Annotated in this window: 13 protein-coding genes; 9 read left to right on the top strand and 4 right to left on the bottom strand. The window is 67.7% G+C overall.

All coding sequences use genetic code 11. The annotated features are described in order from the left end of the window. Position 1: 1 nt before the first annotated feature. On the bottom strand, positions 2-1,288 hold the full coding sequence (ptsJ, locus tag AC5P99_RS03335; RefSeq protein ID WP_005413790.1) for a MocR-like B6 salvage transcription factor PtsJ: 1,287 nt from the start codon (positions 1,286-1,288) through the stop codon (positions 2-4). Positions 1,289-1,364: 76 nt separating this feature from the next. On the opposite strand from ptsJ, the gene AC5P99_RS03340 reads away from it, so the two are divergent. The 9 genes from AC5P99_RS03340 (at position 1,365) to AC5P99_RS03380 (ending at position 9,244) form a co-directional block, all read left to right on the top strand. After that, positions 1,365-2,138, top strand: coding sequence for a YggS family pyridoxal phosphate-dependent enzyme (locus AC5P99_RS03340; RefSeq protein ID WP_464049855.1), 774 nt, complete (start codon positions 1,365-1,367; stop codon positions 2,136-2,138). Then, positions 2,135-2,836, top strand: coding sequence for a glutamine amidotransferase (locus AC5P99_RS03345; RefSeq protein WP_099474597.1), 702 nt, complete (start codon positions 2,135-2,137; stop codon positions 2,834-2,836). Before AC5P99_RS03340 ends, AC5P99_RS03345 begins: the two co-directional genes overlap by 4 nt. Beyond that, complete coding sequence (locus AC5P99_RS03350) at positions 2,833-3,057, top strand: hypothetical protein (RefSeq protein WP_005410058.1); 225 nt, start codon at positions 2,833-2,835, stop codon at positions 3,055-3,057. Before AC5P99_RS03345 ends, AC5P99_RS03350 begins: the two co-directional genes overlap by 4 nt. A gap of 94 nt (positions 3,058-3,151) precedes the next feature. Beyond that, positions 3,152-3,658, top strand: coding sequence for a hypothetical protein (locus tag AC5P99_RS03355; protein ID WP_024956788.1), 507 nt, complete (start codon positions 3,152-3,154; stop codon positions 3,656-3,658). Positions 3,659-3,782: 124 nt separating this feature from the next. Next, positions 3,783-4,292 (top strand): RNA polymerase sigma factor, encoded by a 510-nt coding sequence (locus AC5P99_RS03360; RefSeq protein ID WP_285311575.1) that lies wholly within the window; start codon positions 3,783-3,785, stop codon positions 4,290-4,292. Continuing rightward, positions 4,289-5,215 (top strand): FecR family protein, encoded by a 927-nt coding sequence (locus tag AC5P99_RS03365; protein WP_285311576.1) that lies wholly within the window; start codon positions 4,289-4,291, stop codon positions 5,213-5,215. Before AC5P99_RS03360 ends, AC5P99_RS03365 begins: the two co-directional genes overlap by 4 nt. A 64-nt stretch (positions 5,216-5,279) precedes the next feature. Next, positions 5,280-7,751, top strand: a complete 2,472-nt coding sequence (locus AC5P99_RS03370) for a TonB-dependent receptor (protein WP_495212897.1) — start codon at positions 5,280-5,282, stop codon at positions 7,749-7,751. After that, complete coding sequence (locus tag AC5P99_RS03375; RefSeq protein WP_024957824.1) at positions 7,738-8,538, top strand: ChaN family lipoprotein; 801 nt, start codon at positions 7,738-7,740, stop codon at positions 8,536-8,538. The genes AC5P99_RS03370 and AC5P99_RS03375 overlap by 14 nt, the downstream gene beginning before the upstream one ends. Beyond that, positions 8,531-9,244 carry an energy transducer TonB family protein gene (locus AC5P99_RS03380; RefSeq protein ID WP_495212898.1) on the top strand — a complete coding sequence of 238 codons (714 nt, stop codon included), beginning with the start codon at positions 8,531-8,533 and terminating at the stop codon, positions 9,242-9,244. The genes AC5P99_RS03375 and AC5P99_RS03380 overlap by 8 nt, the downstream gene beginning before the upstream one ends. On the opposite strand, the gene AC5P99_RS03385 is transcribed toward AC5P99_RS03380, so the two are convergent. The 3 genes from AC5P99_RS03385 to AC5P99_RS03395 all read right to left on the bottom strand — a co-directional run bounded on the left by AC5P99_RS03385 (position 9,241) and on the right by AC5P99_RS03395 (position 13,075). Continuing rightward, positions 9,241-9,675 carry a RidA family protein gene (locus tag AC5P99_RS03385; RefSeq protein ID WP_005410065.1) on the bottom strand — a complete coding sequence of 145 codons (435 nt, stop codon included), beginning with the start codon at positions 9,673-9,675 and terminating at the stop codon, positions 9,241-9,243. The genes AC5P99_RS03380 and AC5P99_RS03385 overlap by 4 nt on opposite strands. A 180-nt stretch (positions 9,676-9,855) precedes the next feature. After that, entirely contained in the window at positions 9,856-10,758 is a 903-nt protein-coding gene (locus AC5P99_RS03390) for a cation diffusion facilitator family transporter (RefSeq protein WP_005413800.1), read from the bottom strand. Positions 10,759-10,786: 28 nt separating this feature from the next. Next, positions 10,787-13,075 (bottom strand): Orn/Lys/Arg family decarboxylase, encoded by a 2,289-nt coding sequence (locus AC5P99_RS03395; RefSeq protein WP_495212899.1) that lies wholly within the window; start codon positions 13,073-13,075, stop codon positions 10,787-10,789. Between the last annotated feature and the right edge of the window lie 12 nt (positions 13,076-13,087).

The raw sequence follows: 13,087 nt of genomic DNA on the forward strand, positions 1-13,087 counted from the left end.
GCTACACCCCACACACGGCCGCCAGGTCATCGGCCAGCTGCCGCAGCTGCGTCGTCCCCAGCGCCGCACAGGTGATGCGCAGGCCATGTCCCGGCGCCGCCACCGCGAACACTTCGCCCGCCCGCACATGCCATCCGCGCGAAGCCAGTGCCAGCACCTGAGGATGGCTGTCAGCCGACAACGGCAGCCACAGGTTCAATCCCTCCATTGGCAGCGGCGTCGGCATGCCACGCGCGCGCAGCAACTCCTGCAGCGACTGCAGGCGCTGCTGGTAACGCTCACCTGCCGAGGCGATCTTCGCCCGCTGCGTTGCCGACGCCAGCACCGACGTCGCCGCATCCTGCAGCAGATGACTGACCCAGCCGGTGCCGGACGCCAATCGCAGCCGCAACCGCATCGCGGTTTCTTCATCGCAGGCCAACCAGGCCAGGCGCAGGTCGGGGCCGAGCGGTTTGGACAACGAACGCAACAGCGCCCAGCGCCGGCCATCCAGCGGCAATACCGAGTGGTAGGCCTGCTGCGAAAGCAGCGCGTAATGATCGTCGACCAGCACCGCCACCTGCGGGTAGGCCGCCAGCAGCTGGCGCAACGCCCGTGCCCGCTTCGCATCCAGGCTGGCCCCGGTCGGGTTGTGCGCACGCGGGGTCAGCAGCACCGCGCGTGCACCGGCCTCCAGCGCCTGCCGAAGTGATTCGACCTGCATGCCATGCGCGTCCACCGCCACCGGCAACGGCGCGTGGCCCACGGCATTGAGCACATTGAGGCTGCCGAGGAAGCACGGATCCTCCACCGCGATGCGATCCCCCGGCAGCAGCCAGGCCGCCAGCAGGCGTTCAATGCCATCGACCGCGCCATGGGTCAGCTCCAGCGCATAACCCGCCGGGCAGTCCGCATCCAGCGAGGCGCGCGCCAGCGCCTGCAACCTCGGGTCGACCGTGCCCACGCCATACAGCCGCGGTGCGGCCGGGGCCAGGCGCAGGTTCGGCAGCAGGCGCGGATCCGGATTGCCACCGGCCAGGTCCTGCAGCGCCAGCCCGGGCGTACTGCCCTCGCGCGCCAGCGGCGGCGGCAGGCCACGCACCACCGTGCCGCGGCGGCCCGCCGTGCTGGCCAGGCCCGCCGCATCCAGGCGCTTGTAGGCAGCGGCCACGGTGTTGCGGTTCACGCCCAGCTGCTCGGCCAGTTCACGCACCGGCGGCAGCACGCTGCCGGCCGGCAAGCGGCCCTCGCCGATGCCCTCACGGATGCTGTCGAAGATCGACTCGGCACTGTGCCCGGTGATTTTCATTTTGTCCTATGCCAAAATATCTCTTGTCCTGTGCCAGTGTATCCCACCCTGGCCGCCCTGCATTGGAGGTGCCCGCATGCCCCTTGCCGCCGCCGACTGGCCCGTCGCCCAGTCCGTTGAACAGATCGCCGCCAACCTGGTCACGGTGCGCCAACGCATCGCCGATGCCTGCGCCCGCGTCGGCCGGGACCCGGCCAGCGTGCGCCTGCTGCCGGTCAGCAAGACCGTCGATGAAGCCCGCATCCGCATGGCGGTGGCCGCAGGCTGCCACGAACTTGGCGAGAACAAGGTGCAGGAGGCGCAACGCAAGGCCGAAGCGATGGCCGACCTGGACGTGCACTGGTCGGTGATCGGCCATCTGCAGACCAACAAGGCGCGCTACGTGGCACGCTTTGCCAGCGAGTTCCAGGCGCTGGACAGCCTGCGCGTAGCCGAGGCCCTGCAGCAGCGCCTGCAACTGGAAGAGCGCACCCTGGATGTGTTCGTGCAGGTCAACACCTCGGCCGAACCCAGCAAGTACGGACTGGAACCCGACGCGGTCGAGGCCTTCGTGCAACAGCTGCCAGCCTTCGATCGCCTGCGCGTGCGCGGCCTGATGACCCTGGCCATCTTCACCCCCGACGTCGAGCGCGTGCGCGCCTGCTTCGTGCGCCTGCGCGAACTGCGCGACCAGCTGCAACGCACCGCCCCGCCCGACCTGGACCTGTCGCAGCTGTCGATGGGCATGTCCGGTGATTTCGAAGTGGCCATCGAGGAAGGTGCCACCGTGGTCCGCGTCGGCCAGGCCATTTTCGGCGCCCGCGCCACCCCGGACAGCTTCTACTGGCCGAACAGCGGAGCCCCGGCATGAAGCACGCGGTTGTCCTGCAGCACGTTGCCTTTGAAGACCTCGGCACCCTGCAGCCACTGCTGTTGGCGCAAGGCTGGCAGCTGCAGTTGCTGCAGGCCGGCGTCGATGCGCTCGATGACGCCGAAACCGCCGACCTGCTGGTCGTGCTGGGCGGTCCCATCAGTGCCAATGACACAGGGACCTACCCCTTCGTCAACGACAGCATTGCCCTGCTGCAGCGCCGGCTGCAGCGGCAGCGGCCTACCCTCGGCATCTGCCTGGGTGCACAGCTGATGGCGCGCGCACTCGGTGCCAGTGTCGCTCCCAGTGGTGGCAAGGAAATCGGCTTTGCGCCACTGCTGCTGACCGATGAAGGCCAGCGTTCTCCGCTGCAGTCCCTGCAGGGCATTCCGGTACTGCATTGGCATGGTGAGGCGTTCGAACTTCCGGCCGGCGCACGCCGCCTGGCCAGCACGCCGGCCTGCCGTCACCAGGCGTTCGCCATCGGCAGCCACGCATTGGCCCTGCAATGCCACCCGGAACTGGATGCCCGCCAGTTCGAGCGCTGGCTGATCGGCCACACGCTGGAGCTGGCCCAGGCCGGCATCGATCCCAACGACCTGCGTGCGCAGGCGCGTCGCTATGGCGCACCGCTGGCAGCGGCCGCCACCGCGATGTTCGACCATTGGCTGCAGGATCTGCCGGAGACACCGCAATGAACTACCGATTGCAGATCCACCGCGATGGCGCCCACTGGGGCCACTTCGACTGCAGCGGCCCCGATGCCCTGCAACGCATGGACGCCATTGCCGCACAGCTGCCTGCCGATCAGGGCTTCCAGCTGAAACGGCAGAAAGGTGTCGGCGAAGAGCGCATCCTGTCCAGCAATGCCGATGGCCTGCGGGTACTGGCTTCGCAGATCCAGTACCGCGACATCTGACCCGATGGTAGTGCCGGCCGCTGGCCGGCATCCGGATCTTCCGGCCAGCGGCCGGCACTACCGCGGCTGTTCGCCCGCGTGCGAAGCTTCACGCATGTTGACCCTGCAACGCGGCAACCACCACGGACTGCTCATCGCCCCGCGCTGGCCCTCCACCCGCATCCAACTGGAAGAAGAGGTACTGCAACGCCTGCTCGACGCGCAGGCGATGCTGCCTGCCGGGTTGCGCCTGCTGCTCACCCGTGGCTTCGAACCCGGCCACAGCCGTCTCGGCGGCTTCCGCCGCGCGGTACGACGGCTCGGCATCGCAGCATTCCGCACCTGCTACCCGCAACGCCGCGATGAGATCGATGCCATTTTCGGTGCCAACGGCCACGACATCGATGGCCGTCATGTCGATGTCTCACTGGTACTGCACGGCAAGCGGCTGCGGCTGCTGCCCCTGGGCGTGTTCACCCCACCGCGCTGGCAGGATCGTCGCGTTGCCCGTCATTCCGAAGCCGTCGTGCAGGTGAAGCGCAGCCTGCAGCAGTGCGGCTTCGAGCTGCATCACAACGCCACCGAAGCCCTGCAGATCCACTGCGACTATCGTCCGCGCTGACGCCGCGGTGACCCATGCGTGCCGTGCCTCGCGCCATTGATGCAAATGATTCTCTTTTGCCGTAAGGTGCAGCCGCTGCCCTTGCCGCCGCGGGCTGTTCCCTTTCCCAGTTGTCGCCCGCCCCGTGTCCACGCCTGTCGAACCGACGGATGTCGCGCAGCTGTGCGCGGCCCATTACCGGCCGCTGCACGCCCATGTCCGCCGCAAACTCCCGCAACGCAGCGACGCCGATGACGTCGTCCAGGAAACCTGGCTGCGTGTCGTCAAAGTCGCCGCCAGCGGCCTGCTGAGCAACGGCCGCGCCTATCTGTACCGCGTCGCCCACAACCTGATCGCGGATCACTACCGGCAGCGCCAGCGCCGTCGCGAAGAGGTACTGGATGACACGCAGTTGCAGGCCATCGCCGATCCTGCACCACTGCCCGAGCAGCGACTGCTCGACGCCGAACAGCTGCGCCACCTCGACGCGATCGTCGCCGCGCTGCCACCGCGCTCGCGCCAGGTGTTCCTGCTGGCGCGGGTTGAACGATTGGCGCTTGCCGAGATCGGGCGCCAGCTCGGCATCAGCCGGCAGACCGCGCACGGCCATCTGCTGCGCGCCCTCGTCGCCCTGCAGCAGGTGCCCGGCGCATGAGCCAGGACGCGATCGCGCGCGAAGCCGCACGCTGGTGGCTGGACGGGCACGACGGTGACCGCGACGAGAACGCGTTCGACCAGTGGTTCCAGGCCGACCCCCGACATGCCGCGCAGTACCAGTATCTGCAGCACCTGTGGCAGGCCGGCGCGACGCTGCCCAGCCTGCAGCGGCAACAGCAGCGCAGGCAACGCCGTCGCCTGCGCGAAGCCGGCATTGCGGTGCTGTTGCTGTGTGCGCTGGGTCTCTACAGCCGCCATGCCTCGCCGCCGGTGGCGCAGGTACTGCGTACGGCCGCTGGCGAGATCCGCGATGAGACCCTTCCGGATGGTTCGCATGTCCTGCTGTCACCCGGCAGCGAAGTGAAGGTGCGCATCGATGGGCAGCGCCGCCAGCTCCAGCTGCAGCGTGGCCAGGCCTGGTTCCAGGTCGCCGCCGATGCCGACCGGCCCTTCCAGGTACACACTCCGCAGGGCACCGTCACTGCACTGGGGACCGCATTCGATCTTGCCGTGCAGGGCAACAGCAGCGTGGTCACCGTTACCGAGCATCGCGTGCGCGTGGACAGCGGCAACGCCAGCATGCTAGCCAACGACGGCGAGCAGCTGCGCTTCGATGGGCAGTCAACAGCCCATGCAACAACCACCGCCCCGGGAACACTGGCCTGGCGCGAGCGGCGCCTGCACTGGGTCTCGGCCCCGCTGGCCGACGTCACGCAGGGCCTGGACCGCTGGCACGGCGGGCACACGTGGGTCGTCGGCGAGCAGCTGCGCCAGCAGCCGGTCACCCTGCTTGGCAGTGCCGACGGTGCAGCCAGCAACCGCGACCAGTTGGCCACTCAGTTGCAGGTGCGCGTGCTGCGCCTCGGCGACGGCATACAGGTGTGGCTGCCGCCACGCAGGGAACAGCGTGATGGACCCTGACATCCGGCCTGCGGCTGCGTCTACCCAGGATGACGACGCTCTGCGTCAGCCCCTGGAGCCCCCGATGCTGTGCCCCCGCCCCCTTGTCCTCGCCCTGTCGCTGGCCTGCGCCAGCACCGTTCCACTGCTGCCAAACAGCGCCCACGCGCAGGCCGCCACTCGAAGCTACGATCTGCCCGCCCAGCCACTGGCGGCCGCGCTGGACGCCTACAGCCGGCTGACCGGTGTCGATCTGGTGATCGGCGCGGCGCTTCCCGCTGGCCATGCCGCGCCCGCCCTTCGCGGTGACTTCGACGATGCGCAGGCCCTGACGCGCCTGCTGGCGGGCAGCGGCCTGCGCCCGCGCTTCATCGATGCGCGCCGCGCCACTCTGGAGCCGGCGCCGGCCGAGCGCGGCGATGGCAGCCGCCGCACCGGGCCCTTGCGGGTGCAGGGCAATACCGCGCACGGCCATTCCCCCGGTGCAGGTGCCAGCCAGTATGTACCAGCCACCCGCGATGGCTTTGCGCCTTCGATCGGCAGCGAGCGCGTGGCGATGGCCGAACGCCAGGAAGGCAACAGCCTGCTGCGCTCGATGCCTGGCACCCACAGCTTCCATTCGCGCAGCCAGCCGGGCCTGCAGGTCAACATCCGCGGCATGACCGGTGCTGGCCGGGTCAACACCATGATCGACGGTGTCACCCAGACCTTCCGCAACAATGCCGGGCATGGCTCGGGTGGTCCGTTCGCCTATGTCGATCCTTTCCTGCTGGCCGGCCTGGACGTGCAACGCGGTGCGGTCGCCGGTGGTGATGGTGCGGGTACGCTGGCCGGCAGTGCCAACTTCCGCACGCTGGATATCGACGATCTGCTCGGTGAGGGCCGTGACTGGGGCCTGCGTGCAGGCTATCGCAACGGCAACAACGGCTACGGCAGCGGCCGTACCTTCGCCGGTGCCTGGCGCCACAGTGAAGAGGGTGGCGACCGCCAGTTCGGCCTGCTGGCCGCTGCCAGCAGCAGCCGCAGCAGCGAATACGCGACCGCGCGTGGGCAGAAGAACAACGCCGACCCGGGCAGCCAGCAGCCCAGCAGCTGGCTGTTGAAAGCACGCCTGCAGCCCAGCGACCAACACCGGCTGGACCTGAGCCACATGCGTTACGAAAACGACTTCTACCACAACTATCCGTGGCAGATTTCCGCGCGCAACCAGCGCGCCAGCTACCACTACACGCCCTATTCGCCGTGGATCGACCTGCGTGCAACCTTCGCCGGCAACAAGACCCGGCTGTTCTATCCGCCAGTGGAGGATTCCAGCTACATCGGTCGCCGCACCCACAGCAGCCTGAGCAGCTGGACCGTTGATAACACCAGCCGCTTCGACATCGGGGCACTGCAGGCGCGCTGGAACACCGGCATCAAGCGCCAGTCGGACATCTATGTGGCCGATACCCCCGTCCTGCGCGGTGCCAACCCGCAAGGTCGCAGCCAGCTGGACAGCGTGTTCAGCACGCTGGAGCTGCAGTACGGCATCTACGCGCTGACCGCCGGCCTGCGCCAGGACCGCTTCGGCATCCGTGGCCACATCCCGGTGTGCTCGGATGTGCCCGGCCAGTGTGCGGAGATCAATGGCGGCGGCATCGACGTGCGTCGCACCGAGCGCGCACTCAGCCCCAGCCTGGCGGTATCCTGGCAGGCCACCGACTGGCTGCAACTGTTCGCAGAAGCCTCGCGTACTTCCCGCCCGCCGCGGGTGCAGGAGATGTTCTTCGAGAAGATCCCGCTGGAAGGCATGAGCGATGCCGATGGCGTGGGCGCCAACCCGTTCCTGCGCCGCGAGCGCTCGCGCAACCTGCAGTTCGGCGCCAACCTCAGCACCGACTCGCTGCTGGTCGACGGTGACCTGGCACAGCTGCGGATCACCCGCTTCGACAACCGCATCCGCGACTACATCAAGCCGCAGTACCTGCTGATCGTGCATCCGCCGGAAGTGGAACCGTTCGTGGTGCCGATCGACAGCGATCCGCAGCTCACTGCCTGGACCGATCCCCTGGACGTGGACGACTTCAGCACCACCACGCGCTGGATGAACCACCCCGGCGTGGTGCGCATGCGCGGTATCGAACTGGAAGCGCATTACGCCAGCGAGCACTACCACGCCACGCTGAGCTGGACCCGCTCGCACACCAGTGCGCCGGCCATCGAGTTCGTCAACCTGGAAGACATCACCGCCCTGCCCGACCGCTACTGGACGCTGGACGTGGGCGGCCGCTGGTGGCAGCAGCGCGTGCAGGCCGGCCTGCGCGCCGAGTACTCCGGGCCGACCGAGGAAGGCTACGACTTCTTCCAGACCCGCAAGACCGGCGGCACCGGCGTGCTGCTCGACTTCTACGCCAGCTTCAAGCCCCAGGCCAACACCACGCTGTGGCTGAACATCGAAAACCTGCAGAACAAGGCCTATGACAACAATGCCTCGATCGACAGCATCTTCAGCCCGATCCTGGACCGCGGCAACGGCCGTGGCCGTACCGTCTCGATGGGCGTCAATGTGGCGTTCTAGCCGTCGCTGGCTGCCCGTATGCCTGCTCGCGCTGGCGACCGTGGCCAGCGCGCAGTCGATGCCTGGCTCAGTGATCGACCTGGCCAACGGCCGGCACCTGGACGAAGCCGCGTTCGTGGCGCGTGCGGCGGACGCCCGGAGGCTGATGCTGGGTGAGCGCCATGACCTCGCCGGAGACCACGCCGCCCAGCGCTGGCTGCTGCAGGCGCTGCAGCGGCGGCGCCCGCAGGGTTCGCTGGTGCTGGAAATGATCGCCAGCGAGCGCCAGCCACGCCTGCAGCGGGTGCAGCGCTGGCTGGCCAAGGGCAACCAGGCCGAAGGTGCACGCCTGCAGGAACTGCTGGAATGGGATACGCGTTGGCCGTGGGCCGCGTATGGCGGGCTGGTACAGGATGCTGCCGATGCAGGCACGCCGCTGTTCGGCGGCAACCTGTCGCGTGCCGAGGTCAACGCGCTGCTCGCGTCCACCAAGGGCGTACGGTTCCCGGTGGCCGCTGCCCGCCAGCGCCTGTCGGCGGTGGTGCTGGCCCAGCACGCAGACGCAGCACCGATGCTGGAAGGGATGCTGGCCGTGCAACAGGCCCGCGACACACGCATGGCACAGGTGCTGCTCGATGCGCCCGCGCCGGCGCTGCTGGTAGCGGGGCGCTGGCATGTACTGCGCGGTACCGGGGTACCGGGCTACCTGTCACCGGCTACGCCTGCGCTGGTGATCGCATTGGCTTCGCCGGGTGAAACCGTGGATGCGGCGGATGCCGATCTGCTGTGGGTGCTGGACGATGAGTGAGCGCGGCCAACACTGGCAGGCGATCGCGATCACCGCCGTCCTGCACCTGCTGCCCTTGCTGCTGTTGGTGCACTGGGTGGCAGCGCCGCCGATGCTGCCGCCGCCGGAGCAGGACGTGCGCATCAGCCTGCGCCTGCTGGCGCCGGCCACGCCGCCACAGCCCGTAGAGGAGCGCCAGGCCGACACCCCCAGCCAGGCGCAGCAGGCGCGCGCATCGCAACCGGCAAAGTCGCCCTCGCCACCGAAACCCACCGCCGCGCGCGAGGGCGAGTTGGCCGCCAGCGAAACGGGCGGGACGGGTCGAACGCCGCTGCCGGTCGCCCCGCCGGCGGCCGCGACCGATGCCAGTCCCGCACCGGCATCGATCACGGCCGCTCCGCCCGCTCCAGACGCGCCACCGGCGGACTTCCAGGCCGGCGCCGCCAGCGACCAGTGGGAAGCCCGCCTGATGGCGCGGCTGGAGCGTTACCGCTATTACCCTGCCGCCGCACGCTCGCGCCGGCAGCAGGGCACTGCCTGGGTCAGGGCCAGCATCGACCGCGAAGGCCGCCTGCTGGCTCTGCGGCTGGAACAGTCCAGTGGCCAGCCGATGCTCGATGACGCTGCGCTGCAGACCTTCCGTCGCGCGCAGCCGCTACCGTCCATTCCCGATCAACTGAAGGCACCACAGGAACTGGTGGTGCCGGTGGAGTACTACCTGCGCTAGGCGGCGTAGGCCTCCGCCTCGATCTCGAACAGCATGCCGTCCAGCGCCAGTCGCGGCACCGGGATCAGCGTGCAGGTGGGCGCCGCACGGTTCGGCCAGCGTCGCCGCACCTGGTGGGCGATGATGCCCAGCCGGTCCTCATCGTGGCCGACCACCAGGATGCGCAACCGCGCCACATCAACCAGGCTTGCCTGCGCCGAGCGCAGCGCGGTCTGCAGGTTGTCCAGCGCCTGCCCGACCTGGTCTTCGAAGCTGGGCGAGAGACGGCCCTGCGCATCTTCACCGCCCTGCCCGGCCACGTGGATCACCCGTGCCGGCAGGCGCACCACCGCCACGTGTGAGTAGCCGTTGGCCGAAGGATCGTAGAGGCCCGGTGGATTGAACAGCTCCAGCAGGCCATGGCTGAAGTCCGGTGTGGTCAGCAGGTTCATGCCGCGCGCCTCGTGGGGGTTGCCGGCAGTCTGTGACCTCAACCCCGGTTGAGGTCAAACGGATCCGGTGCAACAGACCGGTCTGCCACGCGCAACGATCACGCGATCCCGTGGAATCGAGCCTGCTCGACTTCCGCTGACGAAAAGCAGTCGAGCAATCTCGACTCTACAGAAGCGTGGTCACGTCCACGCTGGGTCTGCGGTGAAATCGATGGTCAGCCAGAACGTGCTGCCCCGAGCATCCAGCCTGACCGCGATCTCGTCACGCATCGCATCGACCTCGCCCACCGAGCCCAAGGGCGTAGCCGGATCGGCCAGCACATGGATCTCGATGAAGCGCATCCGCCCCATCTTCGCCACGTGGCTGGTGAAACCGGCATAGCCACGCTCGGCCACGAATGCCTGCATGACCTGCTGCACGCGCCGGTCCAGATCATCCGGCGCCACCTGGAGTACTTCGCGCATGGCCTTCCACGCACTGCGCGCCGGTACCGGCAGTACCGCCAGGCTGATCAATGCCAGCACGATCGAATCCAGGTACGGCACCCAGTGGTGCCACTCACCGCCATGCAGGACCAGGGCCAGTACGAAGGCCAGCACTACCGCCAGGCTCATCAAGCCACCCAGCAGCCAGCCCCGTACATCCAGCCACAACAGCGCCGAGCGCAGGCGCCGCGCCCGCTGGGCGACGAACGCCGCCATCGCCAGGTTGCTGGCACTCAGCAGCGCCGCCCACCACAGCGCGGGCCCGAATTTCACCTCGTGTCCGCCCGTGGTCAAACCGATCACCGCGTTGGCCAGCGCATACACGCAGGCCAGCGACAGGATCACACCGCCCAGCGCCTCGACCATCGGCTCCAGGTGCCAGTAGCCGTACTGGAAGCGCGGGCTCTGTTCCCGCGCCACCAGCCGCAGCACCGACAACGACACCAGGGTCAGGGCAACGTCGACCAGGCTGTACACACCGTCGAACAGGATGGCCTGCGATCCCACCAGCAGGCCACCGCTGAAGCCGACCACGCTGACCGCGATGGTGACCCCGATCGAGAACTTCAGGATGCGTTGCTCGCGCGCGGTATCCATCGTTCGCCGAAGGGCCGACCGTCGCCGGTCAGGCCTTCAGTACCTCCACCTTGTACGAGGTCACATCGCCCTCGTTCTCGATGATGAGCCCGTGCACGTCCGACTCGAAGCCCGGGAAGCGGGCATTCTGCTCACGGGCGATGCGCAGCGACTGGATGATCGGCTCATCGCTGTCGCCAAAGCGCTCGCCCGGCATGATGGTCGGAATGCCCGGCGGGTACGGCACCAGCATGGTCGCGGCGATGCGACCACTGACCTGCTCGATGTCGACCCGCTCGATCTCGCCCTTCACCAGGTGGTTGTAGGCATCGGCCGGGGTCATCACCGGGGTTGGCAGATCCACGTACATCTCGCGCATCACCTTGGCCACCGCGAACTCCTGGTTGAACGCATGCAGCGCGTCGCACAGGTCACGCAGGCCCCAACCGGCGTAGGCATTCGGATAGTCGGCGGCCAGCGTCGGCAGTGCCTGGCTGAGCGGCGCATTGCGGTCGTACAGTTCCTTGAAAGCCATCAGTTCGGTGACAAGGGTGCTCCACTTGCCCTTGGTGATGCCCATCGAGAACAGGAACAGCACCGAGTACAGGTTGGTCTTCTCCACGGTGATGCCGCGGCCCCACAGGAACTTGCTCAGCACCGCCGCCGGAATGCCCAGCTTGCCCATGCTGCCGTCCATCGCCAGGCCCGGGGTCAGCAGGGTCACCTTGATCGGGTCGATCAGAACATAGTCATCCACCAGGTTCTCGAAGCCGTGCCAGTGCGCATCCGGCTGCAGGTACCACTCCTCGCGCTTGGCCACCATCGGTGCCGGCGTATCGCCCTTGTCCAGACTGCGCTCGACCTGGGTCGGTTGCCACACGCTGAACCACCAGTCGTCGCGGCCGAGATCATCGCGGACATGCAGCATCGCGCGGCGGAACGCGATCGCCTCGTCATGCATTTCCTGCACCAGCGAACGGCCGGCGTCGCCTTCCATCATCTTCGAGGCCACATCACAGGCCGCGATCACTCCGTAATGCGGGCTGGTCGAGGTGTGCATCATGAACGACTCGTTGAAGCGCTCGGCATCCAGGTTGCGCTGCGCCGAGTTGCGCACGTGGATCATCGAGGCCTGCGAGAACGCGGCCAGCAGCTTGTGCGTGGAATGCGTGGTGAAGATGATCGCATCCTGCTCGCGCGGCTTGCCCTTGGCCATGCCGTAGTGGTTCTCGTAGAACGGATGGAACGCAGCGTAGGCATACCAGGCTTCGTCGAAATGCAGGAAGTCCACCGCGCTGCCGATCTCGTCGGCGATCTTCTCGGCGTTGTAGCACAGGCCATCGTAGGTGGAGTTGGTCACCACTGCGATGCGCGGCTTGGAGCCGGCCTTGTAGGCCTTGCTGGCCAGCGGGTTGGCGGCGATACGCTGCTGCAGCGACTCGGGCGTGAACTGGTCCAGGCTGATCGGGCCGATGATGCCATGCGCGTTGCGGCTGGGGGTGAAGTACACCGGCACCGCGCCGGTCATGATCAGCGCGTGCAGCAGCGACTTGTGGCAGTTGCGGTCGACGAACACCACGTCGCCGCGGGCCACTGTGCCGTGCCAGACGATCTTGTTGGCGGTGGAGGTGCCGTTGGTGACGAAGAAGGTATGGTCGGCACCGAAGTTGCGTGCCGCCTCGTTCTCGGCGTCCTTGATCGGACCAGTATGGTCAAGCAGCGAACCCAGTTCCGGCACCGAGATCGACAGATCGCTTCGCAGCGTGTTTTCGCCATAGAACTGATGGAACGCGCGGCCGACCGGCGATTTGGTGAACGCCACGCCGCCCGCATGGCCAGGCGTATGCCAGGAATAGTTCGACTCGGCCGCGTGATGGATCAGCGCCTTGAAGAACGGCGGCAGCAGGTTCTTCATGTAGTCTTCGGCCGCTCGCATCACCTGTCGCGAGATGAAGCTCTTGGTGTCTTCGAACAGGAAGATGAAGCCGTGAATGTACTTGAGCAGCTTGCTCGGCACCTTCTCGATGGTGCGGCGCTCGCCGTACAGGAACACCGGCAGGTTGGCGCGGCGCGCGCTCTGCTCGCGCAGGAAGGCGGTCAGGCGCTGGAACTCGCCATCCACCTCTTCGCTGCCATCGATCGAGATCAGCACCGCCGACGCCGCCACGTAGGTGCGGGCACCGGCACGGGCATCGTCCAGGTTCAGGCCGCACAGCACGCGCTGGTCGTTGCTGCGCAGCTCTTCCACCAGGGCGCGGATCAGGATGCCGCCGATGCGCGGCGACTCGTAGTCGTTGTCGATGACAATGACCGGGTAGTCCAGGGACTTGAAGTACACGTTGATTCTCCT

The organism is Stenotrophomonas sp. YJH_SMC_80 (assembly GCF_059372495.1).